This is a genomic window from Herbaspirillum sp. alder98, assembly GCF_020179755.1.
In the GTDB taxonomy this organism is placed as follows: Bacteria; Pseudomonadota; Gammaproteobacteria; order Burkholderiales; family Burkholderiaceae_D; genus Herbaspirillum.
The window spans coordinates 123,674-147,176 of record NZ_JAIUCY010000012.1; the positions used below are offsets into that span (position 1 = coordinate 123,674).

Below are 23,503 nucleotides of genomic sequence, written 5' to 3' on the forward strand. Positions count from 1 at the left end.
CTCGCGAGCCGCTAAAATAGCGCCCCATGAATCAACTCACTGTATTGATCCCCTTCGCCCTGCCGCCAGCCGAACTGGCCCGCGACCTGTTGCGCCAGGCCAGCGCACCGGCGCTGGCCATGCTGCTGGCGCGTGCCGGGCAGACTGCGCCGCCCCAGGCCTGTGATCCGTTTTCGCGTGCGCTGCCGCACGAACACTGGCTGGCACAGCACTTCGGCCTGACCCGCAGTACGCCGGACAGCAGTCCGCCAGCGGCCAGCGCGCTGATGCAGCGCTTCGGCCATGGCGCCCGCGAAGGCCACTGGTTCGTCCTGCACCCGGCGCATATCCATGTCGCGCGCGACCACCTGGTGCTGACCGACGTCGGCCAGCTGCAACTGGAACAGGCCCAGTCGCAGAAGCTGTTCGACGCCGCCGCCCCGCTGTTTGTCGAGTTGGGCTACGAACTGATCTATGGCGACGCCCGCACCTGGTTCATCCGCGCCGATGCCTGGGCCGGCCTGCGCACCTCGACCCCGGGCGCGGCCAGCGGGCGCAACGTCGACATCTGGATGCCGGAAGGCCCGGGTGAGCTGGCCTGGCGCAAGCTGCAAAATGAAGTGCAGATGCAGTGGTTCACCGAGGCGCTCAACGAAGAGCGCGAGGCGCGCGGCCTGAAGACCGTCAATTCGATCTGGCTCTGGGGCGGCAGCAATGCCGGCGCCGATACCGGCGCCAAACCCGGCGCCACCAGTGTTGCACCCGGCGGCTGGCAACTGCCGCTGGGCCAGGGCGGTGCGGCAGAGCTGGGCGCACTCGTCGCCGCCTCCGGCCCGCGCCTGCTGGCGCTGGATACGCTGATCGAGCTGGCGCTGGCCGAAGAATGGGGGCTGTGGCTGCAACGCGTGGAAGAACTCGACCGCGACTGGCTGGCGCCGCTGCTGGACGCCCTGCGGGCCGGCGCCATCGACCGCATCGAGCTGGTGCTGACCGGCTCGGACCGGGTCCGGCAATTCGGCACCGGTCGCGCCAACCTGCGCAAGTTCTGGGTCAAACCCTCCCTCTCACGATTGGCCGCATGATTCGCATCACCACCCGTCCCTATTCGGCGCAGCAGGCCGACCAACTGATCGCCGAAGGCGTGCACCCGGTGCTGGCGCGGGTATATGCCGCGCGCGGGCTGTCGAGCGCGCGCGAGCTGGCCAGCGAATTGCAGTCGCTGATCCCGCCGTCAGGCCTGCTGCATATCGACGCCGCGGCGCGCTACCTGGCCGATGCCATCGCCGACGGCAAGAAGCTGGTGATCGTGGCCGACTACGACTGCGACGGCGCCACCGCCTGCGCCGTCGGGCTGCGCGGCTTGCGCATGCTGGGCGCGCAGGTCGACTACATCGTACCCAACCGCTTCGAATACGGTTATGGCCTCACGCCCGAGATCGTCGAACTGACCGTGCGCGAGAAAGCGCCCGACATCATCGTCACCGTCGACAACGGCATCGCCAGTATCGACGGCGTGGCCGAAGCCAGGCGGCGTGGCATCGACGTGGTGGTGACCGACCACCACCTGCCGGGCGACTCGCTGCCGGACGCGCGCGTGATCGTCAATCCGAACCAGCCCGAGTGCGGCTTCCCGAGCAAGAACCTGGCCGGGGTGGGCGTGATGTTCTATGTGCTGCTGGCGTTGCGCGCCGAAATGCGCCAGCGCGGCATCTTCGACGTCAAGAACCAGCCGCCGCTGGGCAACCTGCTCGACCTGGTCGCGCTGGGCACGGTGGCCGACGTCGTCAAGCTCGACGCCAACAACCGCATCCTGGTGGCGCAAGGCCTCAAGCGCATGCGCAGCGGCCGCATGCATCCCGGCATCGCCGCCCTGTTTCGCGCGGCCGGCCGTGAAGCCCGCCGCGCCACGCCGTTCGACCTCGGTTTTGCGGTCGGCCCACGCCTCAACGCCGCCGGCCGGCTGGCCGACATGTCGCTGGGCATCGAATGCCTGGTCACCGATGACGAAGGGCGGGCCTGGACCATTGCCCAGCAACTCGACGCCATCAACCGCGAGCGGCGCGACATCGAGGCCGGCATGCAGGACACCGCGATGATCCTGCTGGACGACTTCAACCCGGCCGACCGCCGCACCATCTCGGTCTTCGATCCCTCCTGGCACCAAGGCGTGATCGGCATCGTCGCCTCACGCCTGAAGGACAAGTTCTACCGTCCGACCATCACCTTCGCCCCGGGCGACGAAGGCTTCATCAAGGGCTCGGGCCGCTCGATCGGCGGCTTCCACCTGCGCGACGCGCTGGACCTGGTGTCCAAGCACGCGCCCTCGGTCATCACCAAGTTTGGCGGCCATGCGATGGCGGCCGGGTTGACCATCCACGCCGAATCCTTCGACGCCTTCTCGCAGGCGTTCGAAGCGGTCGGGCGCGACTGGCTCACGCAAAACCAGCTGGAGCGCGTGATCGAAACCGATGGGGTGCTCGAAGATGCCCACTATTCGGTGCAATTCATCGGGGTCATGGATGAACAGGTATGGGGCCAGGGCTTTGCGCCGCCGGTATTCTGCGATACCTTCCGTGTGCTCAACCAGCGCGTGCTCAAGGAAAAACACCTGAAACTGCTGCTCGAGAAGGATGGCCAGCGTTACGACGCCATCTGGTTCGGCCACGCCGAGTCGCTGCCCGAGCATGCGCGGGTGGCGTTCCGGCTGGATGCCAACGAATACAACGGCAAGACCACGGTGCAACTGATGGTCGAACATGCGGAGGCCGCCTGAACATGTAAAGGCAGTCGGGCAGCACAAGTGGCACAATGGCGGCGTGGCTGCCAGCAGACCTCGCAGCGGAACAATAAACCCAAACCAGCCGCCGATGAAGATCAAGCGTTTCACCAACAGTCTCATCACGCGCCTGACGCTGTTCGGCATCTTTGTCGTCGTCTCCAGCGCCATCGTGCGCTATAACATCCTGATCGACTTCCTCGAGTCCGACCAGAGCGAAGTCGCCGCCACCCAGCAGAGCACCATCGCCAGCTATCTGGCGCAAGACATCGGCTATCGCATCGCGGAGCGACGCCAATACCTGGAGCGGCTGGCCGAACAACTGCCCGGCACAGTGCGCGCCGATTCGCAGGCCATGCGCATCTGGCTACGCGAGCGCCGCGACCTGCAGGCGCTGTTCCTGCAAGGCCTGTTCTACGCCGACCGCAGCGGCATGATCATTGCCGATTCGCCCGCCCTGCCCGACCACCGCGCCATGTCGTTGATCGGCTCACCCGACTACGCACGGGTGCTGGAGGGCGCCAGCGTCATCGGCGAACCGCTGCAAGGCCCGCTCTGGCCCAAGCCGGTGTTGCCTATCATGACGCCGGTGCAGGATGCGCACGGCCAAGTGGTGGGCGTGCTGGGCGGCGTCACCGAACTGGACGCCCCGGGTTTCCTGGAACACCTGCAGCAGGCGCGCCTGGGCCCCTCCGGCAGCTTCATGCTGGTGTCGCCCACGCGGCGGCTGGTGATTGCCGCCAACGACCCGGTGCTGGTATTTACCCCGCTCCCGGCGCCCGGTAGCGACACGCTGCTGGACCAGGCGCTGACCGGCTTTCGCGGCAACGGCGTGGGCCGCAGCGCCAATGGCGGCAACGAGATCAAGGCCATGGCCAGCGTCGACGGCACCAGTTGGTTCGTCATCGCCAGCCTGCCATTGGCTGCGGCCTTGCCCACGGTGGACCGCATGCGCCACCTGATCGCCCGCGGCAGCCTGATCCAGGCCGCCGCCATCTTCGTGATCATCGGCCTGGCCTATCTCTGGTTCTTCCGCCCGCTGCGCCGCGCCGCCGACCTGGCCGACCGCATGACCCGCGGCGAAATGCCGCTGTCACCACTGCCGGTGGTGCGTCGCGACGAGGTCGGCCACCTGACTACCGCCTTCAATGGCTTGCTGGCGCGCCTCAAGGTGCATCAATCCGAACTGCAGCACCAGGCCCACCATGATGTCCTGACCGGCCTGCCCAACCGCATGATGCTGGCCGAGCGCATGCAGCAGGCGCTGGCGCGGGCAACGCTGGAGAAGACCGGCATCGCCCTGCTCTACCTCGACCTGGATGGGTTCAAGCCGGTCAACGACGCGGCGGGCCACAAGGCCGGCGATCTGGTGCTGCAGGAAATCACCCGTCGCCTGCGCCGGGTGGCGCGTCACGGCGACACGCTGGCGCGCGTCGGTGGGGACGAGTTCGTGTTGCTGGCGGCCGACCTCGGCACGCCGCTGCAGGACGGTGCCCGGGTGCTGGCCGAAAAATGTATCCGGGTGGTGTCCGAGCCGGTATTGCTGCCGCAGGGCGAATTCAGCCTGGGCGTTTCGGTGGGCGTGGCCTTATGCGACGGCCGCTGCGATGCCGACACCTTGCTGCAGGTGGCCGACCGCGCCATGTACGCCGCCAAGGCGCAGGGCCGGGGATGCCATGTGATCGCGCCGCAGAGCCTGGGTTGCGGCCATCTCAACGCACCGGCAGGAACTGCAGGAACGAACCACCCAGCAGGTTCTGCACGTAGCTGATCCCGGCGCGGCGGTATTTTTCGGTGATGACCTGGGCCATCAGGTCGAGGCGGCCGACGATCTTGCCGAATTCCCGCTCGAAGCTCAGGTTACGCACGTCGCTGCCGATTTCGTCGGACAGCAGCAGCGGCGCGCCATTGACGCCGCGCCGGCTGGCCAGGATCCAGGCGCCGATTTCGACATTGCGTGCCGCGTTATAGAGATGCTGGGCGTCCAGGCCATCGATCAGGAAGAATTCGATCTTGTTGCCATGGGCGACGATGATCATGTCGGCGGTGGCGTCGATGAAGGCGGCCACGCGATCGCCCTTGAAACCGGCGTCGAGCGCCAGCGCCATGGCGGCGATATCGCGCTTGCCCTGCAATTCGGGCCAGGCCTGGCGCAACTCGATGGCATCGCGCACGCGGCGCACGGCCTCTTCGCGGCTGGCGGCGGTCTTCTTCCACTCAGCCGGATTGCGGCGATACAGCTTGTCCATCAACAGGTACAACGCATCGAGGTTGGCGCGCATGGCCAGCGTGGCCATGCGATTGGTGTCGGACTGGCCCATCTCGCGCGAGCTGGCGCCGCTGCCCTTGACCTCGCCATGCGGCGCCGGCGCACTGGCGCAAGCCGCCAGCAAGGTGGCGCCGATCAGAACGACGGGCAGTAGTGGATTCTTGTAGTTTGTCATCGGCAGGCAGGGTGGCAAGCTGATAGGACCGATCCTAACAGATTGCGTTCGCTGCCCCGATGACATCGCGCCGGCACGACGGGTTATTTATAACACCCGTCGCTTCCCCCTCCACCGTCGCCCTGACGAAAGTCAGGGCCCAGCGTCTTTCAACGCCCCCTGCGGCGCAACAAACGTCACTGGGCACCGGCCTACGCCGGCACGACGGACTAACACTTAGCCCAACGCGACCCCGGTCAGATACCCCACCGTCGCCCCGAAACGGTCCTTGTAGTTGGCCCGCACCAGCGCGTCGAGCTGGTCCTTGACCTTGTCGTGCAGGCCTTTTTCCCAGTCGCCGGCATGCTGGAAGTTGCTCATCACGTAGGTCCAGCCATTGATCTCGTCGACCGCATGCAGCCCGGTCGATTCGGCCCCGGCCGGGCAGGACAGGATGCGGGTCAGCGCCCGCGTGTCGACGTTATAGGCCCACAGGAAGTTATTGACGTGCATGCCGCTGTCTTCGCCGATGAACAGCGTGCGCAGCTTTTCGGAGAACTTGATGTTGTCCGGATTGGCGATGTGGTCCTGCGCGGCCAGGTTGCCCAGTGCGTCGGGCGTCTTCAGGTCGACGCCCACCAATTCGGCCGGCGGCGCCATATCGACCGGCACCCACTCGCTCGCCATCGCCTCGCCCGCCACATCGCGCTGGCCGCCACGCAGGTTCAGCGCGTACACCGCGCCGGCCTTCGGGCCCTGCACCTTGATATGGCCGGAGCCGTCCAGCATCGAGGTTTGGATATAGGACATGGCGGAATAGGCAATCTTGTCGCGCGCGTTGACGGTGGTGCCTTCCATCTTGGTAAAGCCCAGGCTGCCGCCGGCCAGTGCCGCATAGCGATGGGTTTCCAGGAACGCAGCCGCCTTCTGCATGCCTGGCTTGACGCGCACCCAGTTGAACTTGCCGTTGAACGGGATCTTGCTGAACGAGCCATCGCCCGGGTCGCTGGTGCGCACGTCCATGATGTCGGACACCTTGTAGCGATCGGCCATGGCGCGCACTTCTTCGCTGGTGGCCGAGCCCAGCTTGATCCAGCTCAGCTTGCCGGCGCCAGGACCGATATCGGAGGTCTGCTGCCAGCGCGCCACATACAAGGTGCCCGACGACAAATCGGCGGCGCGGTCAGCCACGAACATGAACAGGCCGCCATTGGTGGCATCGTCGCCCATCAGCACCGTGCGCTGGTCGGGCATCACCTGCACCAGCTCGTGCGAGATGCGGCCCAGGCAATAATGCTTCTTGATCGAACCGCTGCCATCGGGATTGACCGTGACTTCGGGCAGGTGGCCGTAGTGATAAGGATTGGCGCGATTTTCGTCACCATACAGGTTGCGCGAGAACCCCTTGAACTGCGGATGGCTGGCGATGGCGGCGGCGTCCGGCTCGTACTCTTCGCTGGACAGGTGGGTATTCCAGGGCGACAGGCTGGCGCCGCAGGTGATCCACAGGCCATGCACCTGCGAGGTATCGACGTTATGGTATTTCACCAGCGACAACTTGCCGCTCGATGGGTCCTGATCCAGCGTCAGCACGGCGATGGGCGACGGCAATTGGCCATACATCGCCGCCTGCTTCTGGTCGCGCGTGGTGTATTCGAATTGCACCACGGCAAATACGGTATTGCCCTTTACGCCGGGCACCTTGGCGCCCTTGATGGTCAGCAGCGACGAGCCATCCGGGCAATCCGAAAAGAACTGGCGCTCGCGGCCCGGCAGCGAACGGTCGATGATGGGCTGCCCCTTGATGTCGACATAACCGCCGGCCAGCAGCGTGCCGCCGCGGCCATCCGGCACCATGTCGCCGGTCATGAAGAAAGGCTGATAGGCCAATTGATAAGTCTGCTTGCTGCCATCGACAAAAGCCACTTCCAGGGCCGAGCCGACGGTGGTCGTGGCCATTGCCGCCGGGTTGGCCAGCGTGGGAGCCGGCATGCCGGTGAAACGGGCCGATGCAAAACCCTTGGTCGCGCCCGGCGTGGCGCACGCCGACAGCAGCGCTGCGGCACCACCGCCCAGCGGCAGCAACGGTGCTGCGGCCAAGGCCTTGAGCAGGCTGCGGCGGCTGCTTTGCGGCAGGTCGGTCGATTGGATGGCGTGCGGCTGGGGCTGTCTCATCAGGTTTCTCCGTGTCAACATCGTCAGTATTTTGTCAGTGATGCAAAGCGCAGCGATGGTATCGGCCCAACATGACAAGCTTGTGACGGCGCCCCCACAAATGAATCACTCCCCTGCCCCTCTTGTATAATGCGAGGTTTGACCGAAAAAGAATTCATCATGGAAGCCGAACGCCTCAATTCCCTCCAAGCCCTGCTCGACGATCTGGCGCTGCGCGCCACCGAGCTACGGAGGTATCTTTGACTTCGATGTGAAGTCAGAGAAACTCGAGCAAGTCAACGCCGAACTGGAAGACCCGAACGTCTGGAACGACCAGAAACGGGCCCAGGATCTCGGCAAAGAGAAGAAATCGCTGGAAGCCATCGTCCATACGCTGATCAAGATCGACAGTGAGCTGGGCGACGCCCGCGATCTGTTCGACATGGCCCGCGAAGAGAAGGACGAAGACACGCTGGTGGCCATCGAGGGCGATGCCGAAACGCTGAAGAAGCTGGTGGAAGAAATGGAATTCCGCCGCATGTTCAGCGGCCAGATGGACGCCAACAATTGCTTCATCGACATCCAGGCCGGCGCCGGCGGCACCGAAGCGCAGGATTGGGCCTCGATGCTGCTGCGTCAATACCTGCGCTATTGCGAGCGCAAGGGCTTCAAGGCGGAAATCCTCGAACAGTCCGACGGCGAAGTGGCCGGCATCAAGACCGCCACCATCAAGGTCGAAGGCGATTACGCCTATGGCTTCCTGCGCACCGAAACGGGCGTGCACCGCCTGGTGCGCAAGTCCCCGTTCGATTCGTCCAACGGTCGCCATACCTCGTTCTCGAGCCTGTTCGTCTATCCTGAAGTCGATGAATCGTTCGACATCGAGATCAACCCGGCCGACGTGCGGGTCGACACCTATCGTGCCTCCGGCGCCGGTGGCCAGCACATCAACAAGACCGACTCGGCGGTGCGCCTGACGCACGCCCCGAGCGGTATCGTGGTGCAATGCCAGAATGACCGCAGCCAGCACCGCAACCGTGCCGAAGCCTGGGAAATGCTCAAGTCGAAGCTGTTCGAGCTCGAACTGCGCAAGCGCATGAGCGAACAGCAGAAGCTGGAAGACTCCAAGACCGACGTCGGCTGGGGCCACCAGATTCGTTCCTACGTGCTGGACCAGTCCCGCATCAAGGACCTGCGCACCAACTTCGAAACCGGCAACACCAAGGCAGTACTGGACGGCGACATCGACGACTTCATCGCCGCCTCGCTCAAACAGGGCGTTTGATGTCTGATGCTTGATGCATGCCGGGCCGCGCGCGGCCCGGCGCCGCCGACTGACCGTTCAACTTCACCGATCTCACCATGACCACGCAAAACAACAACGCCGCAGCCCCGGTTGCCGCCGACGAAAACAGCATCATCGCCGAGCGCCGCGCCAAGCTGGCCGCCATCCGCGCCCAGGGCGTCGCTTTCCCTAACGATTTCCGTCCGGCCCACAAGGCTGACGACCTGCACGCCCAATACGACGCGCTCGAGAACGAAGAACTTGAAGCCAAAGCGGTCACCGTCACCGTCGCCGGTCGCATGATGTTGAAGCGGGTCATGGGCAAGGCCGCCTTCGCCACCCTGCAGGATGCATCGGGCCTGCGCGCCGATGGCCGCATCCAGCTGTACGTGACGCGCGACGTCACCGGCGAAGAAGCCATGGCCGCCTTCAAGCACTATGACCTGGGCGATATCCTGGGCGCCGAAGGCACGCTGTTCAAGACCAAGACCGGCGAGCTGTCGATCAAGGTCACTTCGCTCAAGCTGATCACCAAGTCGCTGCGTCCGTTGCCGGACAAGTTCCACGGCCTGGCCGACCAGGAAATGAAGTACCGCCAGCGCTACGTCGACCTGATCGTCAGCGAAGAAACCCGTCGCACCTTCAAGGCGCGTACCGCCGCCATGTCGTCGATCCGCCGTTTCATGGAAACCAATGGTTTCATGGAAGTCGAAACGCCGATGCTGCACCCGATCCCTGGCGGCGCGGCGGCCAAGCCATTCATTACCCACCACAACGCGCTGGACATGCAGATGTTCATGCGCATTGCGCCCGAGCTGTACCTCAAGCGCCTGGTGGTGGGCGGTTTCGAGCGCGTCTTCGAAGTCAACCGCAACTTCCGTAACGAAGGCGTCTCGCCGCGTCACAATCCTGAATTCACGATGATGGAGTTCTACGCCGCCTACGTCGATTACCAGTGGCTGATGGGCTTCACCGAACAGGTGATCCGCCAGGCAGCCATCGACGCGCACGGCACCGCCACCCTGACCTACCAGGGCCGCGAGCTCGACCTGTCCAAGCCGTTCGACCGCCTGACCATTACCGGCGCCATCGTCAAGTACGCGCCGCAATACAATGAAGCGCAACTGGCCGACATCGATTTCGTGCGTGCCGAGCTGAAGAAGTTTGGCGTCAAGGTCGACCAGGCGCCGCTGGCAACCGTCGGTTTGGGCGCGCTGCAACTGGCGCTGTTCGAAGAAACCGCCGAATCGCAATTGTGGAACCCGACCTACATCATCGATTACCCGGTCGAGGTGTCGCCCCTGGCGCGCGCATCGGACACGGTCGCCGGCATCACCGAGCGTTTCGAACTGTTCATCACCGGTCGCGAAATCGCCAACGGCTTCTCGGAGCTGAACGACGCCGAAGACCAGGCTGCGCGCTTCCAGGCGCAGGTTGCCGCCAAGGACGCGGGAGATGAAGAAGCCATGTATTACGACGCCGACTACATCCGCGCGCTCGAATACGGCATGCCGCCTGCCGGCGGCTGCGGCATTGGCATCGATCGCCTGATGATGCTGATCACCGATTCGCCCAACATCCGTGACGTCATCCTGTTCCCGCACCTGCGTCGCGAAGATTAACGATATCAGTTTGGCAATATTCAAGGCCTGGCATTGCGCCAGGCCTTTTTTATTTAGCGCATCGCGAGCAGAACCCGCTTGCGCGCTGCCTGTTGCGCCATTACAAGTCCTTACAACTGACACAGCTTAGGGATTTTTTTTCGGTCTTTGCCACTCCATAATCACTCCGACACTAACAACAACGGAGGCCATTATCATGGACACCACAAACACCGAAGTCGCCAAGACATCATCCCCTTCTTCCAATCGCCTGCACCCGCTGGTGGCAGGCGCCGCAGTTGCCGTCATCCTGGCCAGCCTGATCGGCGTGGCGGCAATGACTGGCCTGCTGCCTAGCTCCAATAGCGCCAATGCGCCGCAGCATCCGCAGCAGATTTCGCAGGATGCGCCGGCTGCCTCGCCCCAGGATTCGCGCCAGCAGCTGGCCGCCAATACAGCCCCGGCACGGGTTGCGGCAGAACAACCGGCAGCGGCCGCACCAGCCATTTGCAGCACTTGCGGTGAAGTGGTCAACGTGCGCGCCGTCACCAATACACCCAGCGGCAGCGGCGTAGGTATTGCCGGCGGCGCCGTGGTCGGCGGCCTTCTGGGTAACCAGGTGGGTGGCGGCACCGGCCGCACCCTGGCGACCATCGCCGGCGCCGTCGGCGGCGGTTATGCCGGTAACGTGGTCGAGAAGCGCGTGCGCACCACCACCAGCCATGTGGTCGAAGTGCGCATGGAAAACGGCAAGACCCGCAGTTTCCCCCAGACTAACGAAAACTGGCGCGTGGGCGACCGGGTGCGCGTGGTCAATGGCCATCTGGAAGGTCGCGGATAATCACTAAGCTTTGGCTATGCCCGCCTGACAATGCCGCGCCGCTTTTGCCGCGCGGCATTTTTATTTAGGTTGTTAGTATTTTTGTACACGAATGATCGCCCCCATCCGTTATACGGAAAAGATCATTTAGCAACAACCCTGACATAACAGCAGCAACTGCAGCGCCGGTCCCCTTAAATGTGGAAGGCCTGCTGGCAACATTGTCTTCAGGCAGTTAGACTTGCAGCATGTAAAGCCGGTCGCAACGCGAATACGGAATTGCCACCAAGCAACAACCGCAGTCATCGTAACTGCGGAGGCATCGTGGCAGCGGGGGGCGAACGATTCGCCAGATATCGGACCTGCGGGTTCGATGCGACAACGATATTTATGGAATCACCTTCATCCACTGAACACAAGGTCGAGGCTGTCAGCCCAGATCGCCATGGCGGTCCTCACAAGGAACACGCCGTCATCCTGCTGCACGGCCTGTGCGGCTCGCAGCTCGAACTGGGATCGATCCCCAAGCAGCTAAAAAAAATCGGCTGTACCGTCATTGCACTGAACATCGACAATTACTCGGCATCGCTGACCGACCCCGCTGTCATGCCCGATTGGGAGCAATGGTGCGCCGTGGTCGAAAGCAAGATCGCCCGCCTGAAGGAAGAATTCAAGACTGTCTCCATCTGCGGCCTGTCGATGGGCGCCACACTGGCCCTGGCCGTCGCCGCCCGCAGCACCGAACTGCTGTCGGTGGTGCTGCTGTCACCCGTACTGCAATACGACGGCTGGTCGGTGCCCTGGTACCAGAAGCTGCTGACCGTGGTGTTTGACGCCGGCATTCGTAACTGGTCCTACAAAGAGAGTGATCCGTACGGCATCAAGAACGTCGACATGCGCCGACGCGTTGCCGCCGCCCTCGAAAAAGACGGCGTGGCGGCCGTGGGCGCAGCCTCGATTCCCGCGCGCCACCTGCGCGCCGCGCTGCGCATGATGGCTTATGTGCATGAATCGTTGCCGCTGGTGCAAGCCAATACCCTGATCATCCACTCGATCGACGACGAAACTGCCTCCCCCAAGAACGCCGAGGTGATCCTGCAGAACATTTCTTCGGAAGTGCGCAAGGTGATCTGGCTGGGCGATTGTTATCACATCATCACGGTCGACAACGAACGCGAGATCGTCACCAACGAAGCGGTGCTGTTCATACGGCGCGCGCTCGAATTGCACGGCCACGAGGTTTCGCGCAAGTACGTCGCCCATATGTCGCCGCTTAAAGACCGCCGTTGATCAGCCTCGATACGGCCCTATAACGAAATTTGACGTTTGTCAGCATCCTGCAAGACGAATTTCTTAACATGTAAGAATTGCGCCAACACGCAAATCCAGAGATGATGGACCCCACCCTCCTATATTCACGTGCCGCCATGAGCATGATAAAACTAAAGAACGCAAAAAGCTGGCGTCCGCAGGGCTTGAGACCGCTCTACACCAGCATCATCGGCTTTGTCGCGGCCTTTGGCCTGCGCTATGCGCTGGCGCCGTTTGTCGACGAAGCATTATCGATGCTGTTCTTTGCCGTCAATTGCATCGTCATCAGCTATCTGTTCGGGGTCGTGTATTCGATGGGCCTGCTGGTCATCAGCATCCCGACGGCGATGTTCTTCTTCCGCAAGCCCTTCTATACGATGGACGGACTGGAGGACAAGGACATCTTCATGATCGTGGTCTACACCGTCATCATCATGACCGCCTCGATCATCATCGAGTGGCTGCAGCGGGAGCGCTATGCGGCGGTGTTGCAACAACGCGTCTCCGAGACGCGCTACCGGCTGTTGATCGAATCCGACCAGGCGCATCGCGCCGAATATGCCCAGCAGTTCGAAAAGGGCGACACCGCCTGATTCACCCGGCAATACTGCTTGCATTATTGTCATCAGGAACACCCCGATGGCTCCCTCCTTTCCCATCTGCCAAGATGGGTTCATGCAACGCCAGAGGAGGCTGCCATGACGAACACTTCACCCAGGATCCTGGTGATCGACCCGGATCTCGACGCCATCGAACTGGCACGCTTTGCCTTATGGCGCAGCGGCCTGCCATGCACCTTCCAGTGGTTCGACGATGCCGCGCTGGCCAACGCCTCGCTGCTGACCCAGGCGCTGTGCCACTCACGCGACCTGCCCGCGCTGATCATGCTCGACCCGCGTGGTTTTGCCGGCAGCGAGGGTTACGAATTGTTGCGCACCTTGTGCGGCTATCAGGTGCTGGCTGAAATTCCGTTGGTGCTGTTCACGTCCGCCCCGCTTTCTTCCGACTTCCGTGCCGAGCAGGATAGCCGCATCTGGTACGCCTCGAAAGACCAGGACCCGCTGCTCTACATGGAAACCCTGAGCCGCTGCGTGCAGGCGAGACTGGCCGAAAGCGTTCTCTAATTCGCTAATTCGTTAGCCCGCACGATAAGCGCCAGGCGCCGCATCAAGGGCGCGAATTGCTCCGCCGACGTATTGCCGTAACCCAACACCAGGCCATTGGCCTTCGAGGTGGATGACGGCGCCGCGAACGACGACAACGCGCCCACGTTCATGCCCTTGCTGCGTGCCGCAGCGCTGATGGCCAGATCATCGACGCCAGCCGGCAGCCGCACCGTCAGGTGCAAGCCCGCATCGCCTCCCAATACTTCATGCTCGACCGGAAAACTGTTAGCCAGGGCTGCCCGCAGCGCCAGCTGCCGTTCGCGGTACAGGCGGCGCATGCGTCCCAGATGGCGCGCAAATTGGCCGCTGGCGATGAACTCGGCCAGCGCCAGCTGCTCGAGGCGATGACCGCCGCGCAGTAACTCTCCCAACGCCGCCACCGCCTTGCCGACGGCCGATTCCGGCAACACCAGAAACCCGATCCTCAGCGCCGGAAACATGGTCTTGCTGAAGGTGCCCACGTACAGCACTGGCGCATCGGCCACCAAGCCCTGCATAGCCGCCACCGGATGTCCGCGATGCCGGAAGTCGCTGTCGTAATCGTCTTCGATAATCCAGCTGCCCTTGTCACGCGCCTGTGCAATCAACTCCAATCGACGCGCCAGCGACAGCACCGCGCCACATGGATACTGATGCGATGGCGTCACATGAATCAATCGTGGCGCCCGGCCGCGCCAGGCCCGTGTCGGAATCGCGATACCCTCGGCGTCGACCGGCATGCCGACCACCTTCAGGTCGCCCGCCAGAAAGGCCGCCCGCGCGCCGCCATAGCCGGGGTCTTCCATCCAGGCCAGGTCGCCGGCGTTGGCAAACAAGCGCACGCACAATGACAGCGCCCCCTGCGCGCCCTCCGTCACGATGATGCGCGAGGCATCGCAACGCACGCCGCGCGCCACCGCCAGGTAATGCGCAATCGCCTCGCGCAGGGCCGGCTCACCCAGTGGATCGCCGTATCCCAGCACCAGCGGCGACGCCGCCCGCAAGGCGCGCTCCTGCGAGCGCAACCAGGCATTCACCGGGAACCGCGCCAATGCCGGCATCCCCGGGGTCAACGGCAATGAGCGGTCCCCCGCATCGCGCGCCGGCGTCATGGTGGCGACCCGGCGTGATGCCTTGAGCGTCGTGGCATGTGACGGCGGCACCGTCGAGCGCACCGGTGCGGTGCCGAGTTGCGCCACCCGCGTGCCTTGCCGATCGGCCTGCGCGTAGCCCTCGGCGATCAACTGTTCATACACCGCCAGCACCGTATTGCGCGACACCTGCAGCTCTTCGCACAGCGAGCGTGAAGACGGCAGCCGGCTACCGGGCGTCAGGCGGGCATCGAGAATGGCCTGGCGCAGACGGTCCAGCAATTGCCGCTGGCGCGACGGCGCACCTGGGCTATGGTCCAGCGCAGACAGTAGAAGGTGATGCATCGTGGCCCTATCAGAATCTATAAACATGGCACTTTTTATAATGCCACGAAAGACTTATCTTCTGCCATGCCGATGTCTAACACTTTTACTTTCATCACCATGCCATGAACCACTCTCCAGCGCCCCAAGCCCCACTACTCAATCAATGGCAGCAACCTGTCGGCCAGCCCTTGCCGCAATGGCAGATGCGCCCCCTGCCTCAACGCCTGGTGCTGCAAGGACGATACTGCAAGCTGGAACCGATCAGCGCCGAGCGCCATGCCAAGGATCTGTTTGATGCCTATGCCGGTGCACCCGACGGCAGTGACTGGACCTACATGATCAGCGGCCCGTTCGACAGCGCCGAGAGCTATCGCCAGTACGCCGAGAAACTGGAACAGAGCGATGACCCGCTGCACTTTACCGTGATCGACCTGGCCAGCGGACGCGCCGTCGGCAGCCTGGCGCTGATGCGCATCGATGCCCGCCATGGTGTCATCGAAGTCGGCCATGTGGCGCTTTCGCGCAGCCTCAAGCGCACCCGGGTCGCCACCGAGGCGCAGTTTCTGTTGATGCAACATGCATTCGATACGCTCGGCTATCGACGTTATGAATGGAAATGCGACAGCCTCAATGCGCCTTCGCGCCGTGCCGCCTTGCGCCTGGGATTCACTTTCGAAGGAGTGTTCCGGCAAGCCATTGTCTATCGCGGGCGCAGTCGCGACACCGCCTGGTTTTCGATCATCGATGGCGAATGGCCAGTGCTGCGCACTGCCTTCGAGACCTGGCTCGATCCGGCCAACTTCGATGCTGATGGCCAGCAACGGCAATCGCTGGCAGCACTACGCGCCCCTCACCCCTGACGCAACGCCCACAGCGCATCGAGTACGTACGCCGTGGCAGGCTCGGGCGTGCCGCTGCGGTGCGCAATACCGAGCCCGCGCCACAGCTTGGGCCGTAACGGTCGCATGACGATGCGCGGGTCGACATAGGGCGCCTCGCTCTCGTGCTGCGCCCCTTCATGCGGCAGCAGTGTGGCGCCGTAACCCGCAGCGACCAGGCTCTTGACCGCGTCGTTATAGTTGAGCTGGATGCGCGGCGTTGGGTGTTCGCCAGCGCTGGCGAACCATTCGCTGGTCAGGCGCGAAAGCCGGGTATCGGGCGCGTTGAGAATCAACGGCTGCGCCGCCAGCCATTGCGGCGTGACCGACCTCGGCGCCACCCAGTGCGCAGGGATGAACGCCATGACCGGATCGCGCCGCCATGGCCGCACCGACAATCCCGCCACCGCCGCCTGGGGCAAGGCCACCAGGCCGACATCCAGGGTTCCGGCCGACAGCCGCGAGAGGGTCTCGGCCGATGTCAGCACCATCACCTGCACATCGATATCCGGATGACTCTGGCCCAATCGTTGCAACGCCTGCGGTAACAGATAGGCAATCGCGCCGGTAGATGCGCCCAGCCGCACGCGGCCCTCCAGTCCCTGCACCTGGCGTCGCACCTCTTCCAGCGCCTGCCCGGCATCGGCCAGCAACTGGCGCGCCCGCCGGACCAGGCTCTCACCCACGCCCGACGGCCGCACCTGGTTGCGCTGGCGCAGCAGCAGCGTGGCGCCCACCCGACTTTCCAGTTCGCTGATGTGCAGGCTTACCGTGGGCGGCGCCAGATGCAGCACGCGGGCGGCGGCCGCGAACGAGCCCAGGTCGACGATGGCGACCAGCGTGCGGAGTTGATCGAGGTTGAGTTCACGCATATTTGCAATCCGGCAATGAAGTGATCGGTGATTCAGAAATCCTGAATCATCAGTTCGGAATATTCAACTTTTCCGATTATACGACTTGTCGCATGATGGCCCTGTACCGACATCTGACGGCATCTTCAGCGCTGGCGCGCATAACAGGAGCAAAGGAGCAAACATCATGAGCAAACAAGCACTGGTCTTCATCGACGGCGATCAAGGCACGACCGGCCTGCAGATCAACGAGCGCCTGCGCGGGCGCACCGACCTGCAGGTGCTGACGCTGCCGGCGGCTGAACGCAAGGATGCGCGTCGTCGCGCCGAAGCCATCAATGCCGCCGACATCGCCCTGCTGTGCCTGCCGGACGCCGCCGCGCGCGAAGCGGTGGCATTGATCGAGAACCCCAGGGTGCGCGTCATCGATGCCAGCTCGGCCCATCGCACCGATGCCGACTGGGTCTACGGCTTTGCCGAGCTCTCGCCGGAACAACCAGGGCGCATCGCCAGCGCGCGGCGCGTGACCAATCCCGGCTGTTACCCCACCGGCGCCATCGCCTTGCTGGGACCATTGGTCAAGGCGGGCCTGGTGCCGCCCGATTACCCGCTGGTCATCAACGCCGTCTCTGGTTATTCCGGGGGTGGTCGCGCCCAGGTCGAGCAATATGAAGGCGCCGAGGCCGGCAGCGCTGCGCCGTTTGTACTGTATGGCCTGGGCCTGGCGCACAAGCACCCGCCCGAAATCCAGTTGCATGCGGCATTGCGCCAGCGGCCCATTTTCATCCCATCGTATGGTGCTTTCCGGCAAGGCATCGTGCTCAGCATTGCGTTGCACACCAGGTTGTTGCCTGCCGGCGCCAGCCAGCATGCATTACGGGCAGCGCTCGAACAGCATTACGAGGCAGCCCGGCATGTGCGGGTGCTGTCGGCGCAGCAAAGCCTGGATGCAGCCCGGCTTGATCCGACCATCCATAACAACACTAACGACATGACGTTGGGAGTATTTGGCAACGACGCGGAAGGTCACATCGTGTTGTGCGCCGTCTTCGACAACCTTGGTAAGGGTGCCTCCGGGGCAGCAGTACAGAACCTGGATCTGTTATTGAGCGGGTGTTAAGAGTTAAGGCCTGTGGCATGAGGCAAACCTGCGCCATCGTCTCATGGCGCAGGAGCCGGATGTTTGACAAACTCATCCATTGACAGCGTAACCGGCAGGAACGCCCGCGCTGTGGCATGATGCGTGCTCCGTCATTTCATCCACGACTTACAGGCCCCCCGCACCATGGCAGGTCCCATCGGCAAAAACGTCCAGAAGTACATGGGCGCGACTATCAATCTGACTCCGGTATTGCGCACCGACGGCAAGTGGACGGCATTCGTGCACATCGACTTCCCCGACCGTACCACACACGACTTCGGCGACTTCCAGCCTGGCAATACGAAGATGGAAGCGCTGCAAAATGCCGTCACCGCGGCCGAGAACTACGTCGCCACCCACAAGAAACGCTAATACCCATCCCTTTCCCAGACGATCACCTCGGGCAATGAATCATTGCCCGTTGATCATCATCCACACCGACAGGATCAGCAACGCCCCGCAGAACAGGATGCGCAAGCGGCGTTCTGGCAGATGGTGCGCCAGCGCCACGCCCCACGAGATGCTGAGCACGCCGCCGATGGCCATTGGAATCCCGACGCTCCAGTTGACGTGGCCGGCGCTGGCATAAGTCCATAAGGCCACCAGCGTACCGGGCGTCACCATGGCCAGGCCCAGCCCTTGCGCTGCCGTCTGCGTTGCCCCGAAGAACGCGGTGAGCAGCGGCACCGCAACGATGGCGCCGCCGACGCTGAAGAAACCTGCCGAGGCGCCGGCCGACATGCCCACCCCGAACAGGTATTTACGCGGCAGCACGATACTGCTGTCGGTAGCCGGCTTCCTGCGCAGCAGGGTCCACAGGTAATACAGCGCCAGCACGCCCATGAAGGCGGCAAAGCAGAAGTGCAGCAGATGGGCATCGATGCTGGTGGCCAGGCGCGCCGAAAAATAAGTGGTCACGATGGCCGGCAGGCACATCATCAAGGCCGAGCTCCACTCGATCTTGTTGCGCTGCTTGTAGCGCCAGAAAGCGATGACCACGTTTGGCACGATCATCACCAGCGAAGTGCCTTGCGCCAGTTGCTGATCCATTCCATACAGGTAGCCCAGCACGGGAATAGCGATCAGCCCGCCACCGATGCCGAACAGGCCGCCCATTGCGCCCAATACCCCGCCCAACAGAAAGTTGAGCACGCTCGCCAAAAACAAGGAATCCATCATCGGTGTAAAGTGTGGCGTCTGCCGTGGGTACCGATGTATTCAAACTGCATCGGCACCCACGGCATTCAATTAAAAAAAGGAGACGATCATGAGCGGCGTCATCGTATTCGCGCTTGAAATGGGCGTGGTCGCCATCATTGCGCTGGCGATCTACCTGGTGGTCAAGAAATAAGCCACTGTTAGCACGCCGGTCCGGCATCCGCACAAAGTCTGCCAGTTTAGCGCAGCCTAGGGCGGCTGTCCCGGGCTACGCAGCGCAGCCGTCGATCTCCTCGAGTGCCATGGCATGCAAGCCACTAAAACATCGCCAACACCTCAAGCAAAGGAAGAACAAATGGATTTAGGACTCAAGGGCAAGACCGCACTGGTGTGCGCATCGAGCAAGGGCTTGGGACGCGCCTGCGCGCTGTCGCTGGCCCGCGAAGGCGTGGCCGTCACCATGCTGGCGCGCGGCGCCGAAGCGTTGGAAGCGGCAGCTGCCGAAATCCGCGCCGAGACCGGCTCGACCATTACCACGGTAGCCTGTGACATCACCACGGCCGAAGGCCGCGCCAAGGCGCTGGCGGCTTGCCCGCAGCCCGACATTCTGGTGACCAACGCCGGCGGCCCCAAGCCGGGCGACTTCCGCGAGTGGACCCGGGACGACTGGATTGCGGCGGTAGACGCCAACATGCTGACGCCGATCGAATTGATCAAGGCCACGGTAGACGGCATGATCTCGCGCGGTTTTGGTCGGATCGTCAACATCACCTCCAGCGCCGTGCGGGCGCCGATCGACATCCTGGGATTGTCGAATGGTGCGCGTTCGGGGCTGACCGGTTTTGTGGCGGGCTTGTCGCGCAAGACGGTGCGCCATAACGTCACCATCAACAACCTGCTGCCTGGCCCGTTCGAAACCGACCGCCTGCGCTCGACCGCGCAAGGCGCGGCCAAGGACAGCGGCCGGACGGTGGACGAAGTGCTGGCCGAGCGCCGCACGCAGAACCCGTCTGGCCGCTTCGGCGACCCGGCCGAGTTCGGCGACGCCTGCGCCTATCTGTGCAGCGCCCAGGCCGGTTTCATCACGGGCCAGAACATGCTGCTCGACGGCGGTGCTTATCCGGGCACGTTCTAAGGGATCGGTTTTCCTGACAGAAAGGCTGTACCAACGGGCAATTGTTGTATAATTCGGCCCTCGCGCTGCCCCCTCGGGTGGCAGTGCCGATCAGGAGGTTTGGGTGAGCGGTTTAAACCAGCAGTCTTGAAAACTGCCGACGGGGTGACCCGTCCGTGAGTTCGAATCTCACAGCCTCCGCCAGAACACCATATAGAACGGGCCTTTCAGGCCCGCTCTTCATTTCTACCCCCAAATTCACCCACAATTCATTTTGAGTTTAATTTACTCAAAATGACAACTGTTCTTTTAAAATCCCTCACGTGATCGGCATCTCTGCCGACGAACGCAAAAATAAAAACGGGGGAAATATGGCAGTCACATTGAGGCAACTGGTGGTCGCCTATCGCAAAGCAAAGGTAGATCTCTATTACTCATCGCATGCTTCATTAGAGGCAATAGCTGAATACGAAGACGATCTCATAGGCAATTTGAACGCGCTTTTAAGAAAAATCAATGGCAGCAGCGACGCATGGATAAAAAATGAGGGCTTCCTCGGCGGCTGGACCCTTGCAACTAAGGCGATTTCTTGGCCCGAAAGAAAGAAAGTTCGTGAGGAATTTGGAAATGGGCTGATATTTTCAGACCCTGCAGAAGAATGGGAGCATTCAAAAGCTTTACTGGAAAAAACGGCAGATCCCCATGCCATGCCTAAAGCGGAGTTTCGCGTGATGGCCCAATGCAGCCTTGATTTCCATGTCTTATCTACATTGTGGATCATAAAAGTTGGGCAATTTCTCGACGCCAGGCTTACAAAATGTGCCTATGGAAATCGTCTTCGAAGAACTCGCAGTAGCAATAAATTAAACACGCGCGCAATGGGATCTTTTTCGCCGTATTTAAAGCCTTTTCGGGATTGGCGAGATAAAGGCATCAGTACTATGCATAGCGCGTTAGAAGACAATAAGAAAATTGTTGCCCTAACAGCTGATGTCAGTTCCTTCTATCACGAATTAAATCCTGGATTTCTTTTAAAGAAATCGTTTTTAAAACGAGTGCTAGGTGTTGAGCTTTCGCTTAGCCAGGAAAAACTGCATAGCTTGTTTATTGGTGCGCTGGAGGCATGGGCAAAAAGAACCCCTCTAAAAAAAGGACTTCCTGTCGGATTACCCGCTTCTGCTGTGGTCGCAAACATGGCCCTGATCGAGCTCGATCGCCTGATGGAACAACAAATCGCCCCCCTCTATTACGGGCGCTATGTTGATGACATTTTGTTGGTTATGGAGAATGGAGCATCTTTTCAATCAACGAGCGATGTTTGGGAATGGATATTCGCCAGATCAGATGGGAATCTCACGTGGTCTGACAAAAAAGAGAAGCGGCAAATCAAATTCTCTCCAAAATATCTTCGTGGCCCTAGTGCGCGTGATACCAGCAATATTCATTTCTCCAATTCCAAAAACAAGGTTTTTATTCTGTCAGGAGAATCCGGTAAAACTCTGATCAATGCTATCGCATGCCAGATTCAAGAAAGAGCCAGCGAATGGCGCGCCATGCCCCGCCTTCCGCAATCGGCGCAACATGTTGGTACGGATCTGTTAGCAGCTACCCAGAGCGATGGGGAAGCTGCAGATAATTTGCGAAAAACCGATGTCTTGACGATGCGTAGAGCCGGATTTGCCATCAAGTTGCGAGACTTTGAAGCGTACGAGCGAGATCTTATTCCAAGCGCTTGGCGAGATCACCGCCATGCCTTTCTCCGTGCATTCACACAACACGTATTAGTACTGCCTTACTTTTTCGATTTGGCAATCTATCTGCCCCGAGTCATTCGCCTGGCGACTGCATGCGAAGATTTTAAAGAACTACGAGCAATTATTAACTCGCTACAGAAAATCACGAGAAAAGTTGCTGCCGATTGTTCTGTCGAGATAAAAGCGGCAACTCCTCCTTATAAAATTCAACGAGAGGAACTCATTAAGCGTTGGAAGAATCAACTTTTTTCGTCAGTACGTGAAAGCGTGGCCGCTGCTTTCCCGCCAGTGTTAACACCATCAGGATCATCTGGCTGGAAAAAGTATATGTCGAAATACAAGCCTGAGTTCGACCTGGATCTGTCTGCTGCTTGGCCAACTTCCATCATGGAATTTCAATCGCAACAGGCTCGTCTTTTTTCATATGACTTGGCCCATATGCCGTTCAGATTTATCGGCCTGCCTACTGAAATGGTTTCCCAGCGCGGGATACCAAAAAAGCAGACGATTAAGAACTGCTCCAATGCTTCAAAATTACTTCCGCCTGATATCTACCACGGCAATTCGGCTCTAGCCCGCACTCTTGGATTCGCCCGATTGCCGCATGGCTTAGCGTTTACCACTCGGCCATTCAGCTTGGCAGAGCTCTTCATTTTAGACATTGATGTGTTTGACCGAGATGTTCAGCCTGAATTGGCGGAGATCGTCAAGGCTCAGAGGGGATTTGATCTAAATGAAAAAATGCCCGTCATGAGCAAAAAAAATGTTCTTCAGATTCCCGATGGGCAAGCTGAAGATAAATACCGCATAGCAGTATCAAGTTGGAAGACTAGAACAGATAGTTGGATAGCTGCCGTACAAAAATCAGCAGATCCAGATATTGAGAGGTATGGCCGTTTAAATCATCTTCTCAACCATGTCATATCTAAGCCTCTCGGCTGCCGCTATTTGATACTTCCTGAGTTAGCACTTCCCTCCAGCTGGTTTTTCCGCATCGCTCGAAAACTCCACGGTCGCGGCATTTCTTTGATCGCAGGAGTTGAGTATCTTCATGCCGGCAAACATAAAGTACGCAATCAAGTATGGGCAGCGTTGTCGCATGATGGCCTTGGCTTTCCCTCTACACTAATTTATAGGCAAGACAAACAACGTCCTGCTTTGCACGAGGAGCTTGAGCTTCAAAGACTAGCGGGAGTTAAGATGAAACCGGCAAAGAAGTGGGATAACCCACCAATAATTCAGCATGGTGATTTCCGCTTTTCTCTTTTGATCTGCAGTGAGCTCACAAATATCAGTTATCGGGCCGCCCTTCGCGGAAACGTAGATGCGATATTCGTTCCTGAATGGAATCAGGACACCGAGAGCTTTAACGCCTTAGTTGAATCTGCCGCCCTTGATATCCATGCTTATGTAATTCAGTGCAATGATCGTCAATATGGAGATAGCCGTATCCGAGCGCCCTACAAAAATAGCTGGGAGCGAGACATCCTGCGGGTGAAAGGTGGAATTGCAGATTATTGCGTGATGGGGGAAATAGATATCAAAACAATAAGAAAATTTCAAAGCGGATATCGGTCGCCACCAACTCCGTTCAAACCTGTACCCGATGGCTTTGAAATAGCGGCGGAACGCAAGACACTTCCGAACTGAGATTTTCTCGCCATCATTTTGTTACCCTAGTTGTTACCTTGGCAG

The 23,503-nt window shown here is 60.9% G+C and carries 18 protein-coding genes, 1 tRNA gene and 1 pseudogene; 15 read left to right on the forward strand and 5 right to left on the reverse strand.

The window, feature by feature from the left end; genetic code table 11:
- Positions 1-26 precede the first annotated feature (26 nt).
- The 3 genes from LBW87_RS21220 to LBW87_RS21230 all read left to right on the forward strand — a co-directional run bounded on the left by LBW87_RS21220 (position 27) and on the right by LBW87_RS21230 (position 4,526).
- Positions 27-1,061, forward strand: coding sequence for a hypothetical protein (locus tag LBW87_RS21220; RefSeq protein ID WP_225203461.1), 1,035 nt, complete (start codon positions 27-29; stop codon positions 1,059-1,061).
- Positions 1,058-2,752: a single-stranded-DNA-specific exonuclease RecJ gene (recJ, locus tag LBW87_RS21225; protein ID WP_225203462.1), complete on the forward strand. Its 1,695-nt coding sequence runs from the start codon at positions 1,058-1,060 to the stop codon at positions 2,750-2,752. The genes LBW87_RS21220 and recJ overlap by 4 nt, the downstream gene beginning before the upstream one ends.
- Positions 2,753-2,846: 94 nt before the next feature.
- Complete coding sequence (locus tag LBW87_RS21230; protein ID WP_225203463.1) at positions 2,847-4,526, forward strand: diguanylate cyclase domain-containing protein; 1,680 nt, start codon at positions 2,847-2,849, stop codon at positions 4,524-4,526.
- On the opposite strand, the gene LBW87_RS21235 is transcribed toward LBW87_RS21230, so the two are convergent.
- The gene (locus tag LBW87_RS21235) at positions 4,468-5,199 is read right to left on the reverse strand and encodes a hypothetical protein (RefSeq protein ID WP_225203464.1); all 732 of its coding nucleotides are present in this window, start codon (positions 5,197-5,199) and stop codon (positions 4,468-4,470) included. The two genes, LBW87_RS21230 and LBW87_RS21235, sit on opposite strands and share 59 nt — an antisense overlap.
- 216 nt (positions 5,200-5,415) lie before the next feature.
- Positions 5,416-7,353: a PhoX family protein gene (locus tag LBW87_RS21240; RefSeq protein ID WP_225203465.1), complete on the reverse strand. Its 1,938-nt coding sequence runs from the start codon at positions 7,351-7,353 to the stop codon at positions 5,416-5,418.
- A gap of 159 nt (positions 7,354-7,512) precedes the next feature.
- Between LBW87_RS21240 and prfB the strand changes: the two genes are divergently transcribed.
- The 6 genes from prfB to LBW87_RS21270 all read left to right on the forward strand — a co-directional run bounded on the left by prfB (position 7,513) and on the right by LBW87_RS21270 (position 13,473).
- A protein-coding gene (prfB, locus tag LBW87_RS21245) for a peptide chain release factor 2 (RefSeq protein WP_225203466.1) occupies positions 7,513-8,617 on the forward strand; the annotation gives its coding sequence in 2 pieces (ribosomal slippage) (positions 7,513-7,593 and positions 7,595-8,617; 1,104 coding nt in all).
- A 77-nt stretch (positions 8,618-8,694) separates the two neighbouring features.
- The gene (gene lysS, locus LBW87_RS21250) at positions 8,695-10,239 is read left to right on the forward strand and encodes a lysine--tRNA ligase (protein WP_225203467.1); all 1,545 of its coding nucleotides are present in this window, start codon (positions 8,695-8,697) and stop codon (positions 10,237-10,239) included.
- Between the two features lie 196 nt (positions 10,240-10,435).
- Entirely contained in the window at positions 10,436-11,059 is a 624-nt protein-coding gene (locus tag LBW87_RS21255) for a glycine zipper 2TM domain-containing protein (protein ID WP_225203468.1), read from the forward strand.
- A 369-nt stretch (positions 11,060-11,428) separates the two neighbouring features.
- Positions 11,429-12,328, forward strand: a complete 900-nt coding sequence (locus LBW87_RS21260) for an alpha/beta hydrolase (RefSeq protein ID WP_225203469.1) — start codon at positions 11,429-11,431, stop codon at positions 12,326-12,328.
- Positions 12,329-12,465: 137 nt separating this feature from the next.
- Complete coding sequence (locus LBW87_RS21265) at positions 12,466-12,942, forward strand: DUF4118 domain-containing protein (RefSeq protein ID WP_225203470.1); 477 nt, start codon at positions 12,466-12,468, stop codon at positions 12,940-12,942.
- Positions 12,943-13,047: 105 nt separating this feature from the next.
- On the forward strand, positions 13,048-13,473 hold the full coding sequence (locus LBW87_RS21270) for a histidine kinase (protein WP_225203471.1): 426 nt from the start codon (positions 13,048-13,050) through the stop codon (positions 13,471-13,473).
- Here LBW87_RS21270 and LBW87_RS21275 read toward each other — a convergent pair.
- On the reverse strand, positions 13,470-14,930 hold the full coding sequence (locus tag LBW87_RS21275; RefSeq protein WP_225203472.1) for a PLP-dependent aminotransferase family protein: 1,461 nt from the start codon (positions 14,928-14,930) through the stop codon (positions 13,470-13,472). The genes LBW87_RS21270 and LBW87_RS21275 overlap by 4 nt on opposite strands.
- 104 nt (positions 14,931-15,034) lie before the next feature.
- Between LBW87_RS21275 and LBW87_RS21280 the strand changes: the two are divergent.
- Positions 15,035-15,757: pseudogene (locus LBW87_RS21280) on the forward strand (GNAT family N-acetyltransferase); the annotation flags it as partial.
- 5 nt (positions 15,758-15,762) lie between these two features.
- Here the strand turns inward: LBW87_RS21280 and LBW87_RS21285 are convergent.
- Positions 15,763-16,662 carry a LysR family transcriptional regulator gene (locus tag LBW87_RS21285; RefSeq protein ID WP_225203474.1) on the reverse strand — a complete coding sequence of 300 codons (900 nt, stop codon included), beginning with the start codon at positions 16,660-16,662 and terminating at the stop codon, positions 15,763-15,765.
- A gap of 166 nt (positions 16,663-16,828) precedes the next feature.
- Between LBW87_RS21285 and argC the strand changes: the two genes are divergently transcribed.
- Together argC and LBW87_RS21295 are read left to right on the forward strand one after the other, a co-directional pair.
- Positions 16,829-17,761, forward strand: a complete 933-nt coding sequence (gene argC / locus LBW87_RS21290; RefSeq protein ID WP_225203475.1) for an N-acetyl-gamma-glutamyl-phosphate reductase — start codon at positions 16,829-16,831, stop codon at positions 17,759-17,761.
- Between the two features lie 165 nt (positions 17,762-17,926).
- Complete coding sequence (locus tag LBW87_RS21295; protein WP_008117251.1) at positions 17,927-18,154, forward strand: hypothetical protein; 228 nt, start codon at positions 17,927-17,929, stop codon at positions 18,152-18,154.
- 39 nt (positions 18,155-18,193) lie between these two features.
- On the opposite strand, the gene LBW87_RS21300 is transcribed toward LBW87_RS21295, so the two are convergent.
- Positions 18,194-18,961: a sulfite exporter TauE/SafE family protein gene (locus LBW87_RS21300; protein WP_225203476.1), complete on the reverse strand. Its 768-nt coding sequence runs from the start codon at positions 18,959-18,961 to the stop codon at positions 18,194-18,196.
- 334 nt (positions 18,962-19,295) lie between these two features.
- Here LBW87_RS21300 and LBW87_RS21305 point away from each other — a divergent pair, with 334 nt between their 5' ends.
- The 3 genes from LBW87_RS21305 (at position 19,296) to LBW87_RS21315 (ending at position 23,458) form a co-directional block, all read left to right on the forward strand.
- On the forward strand, positions 19,296-20,075 hold the full coding sequence (locus tag LBW87_RS21305; RefSeq protein WP_225203477.1) for an SDR family oxidoreductase: 780 nt from the start codon (positions 19,296-19,298) through the stop codon (positions 20,073-20,075).
- 93 nt (positions 20,076-20,168) lie between these two features.
- Positions 20,169-20,258: transfer RNA gene (locus LBW87_RS21310), tRNA-Ser, on the forward strand.
- A gap of 119 nt (positions 20,259-20,377) precedes the next feature.
- Positions 20,378-23,458 (forward strand): reverse transcriptase domain-containing protein, encoded by a 3,081-nt coding sequence (locus LBW87_RS21315; RefSeq protein WP_225203478.1) that lies wholly within the window; start codon positions 20,378-20,380, stop codon positions 23,456-23,458.
- Positions 23,459-23,503: the final 45 nt, after the last annotated feature.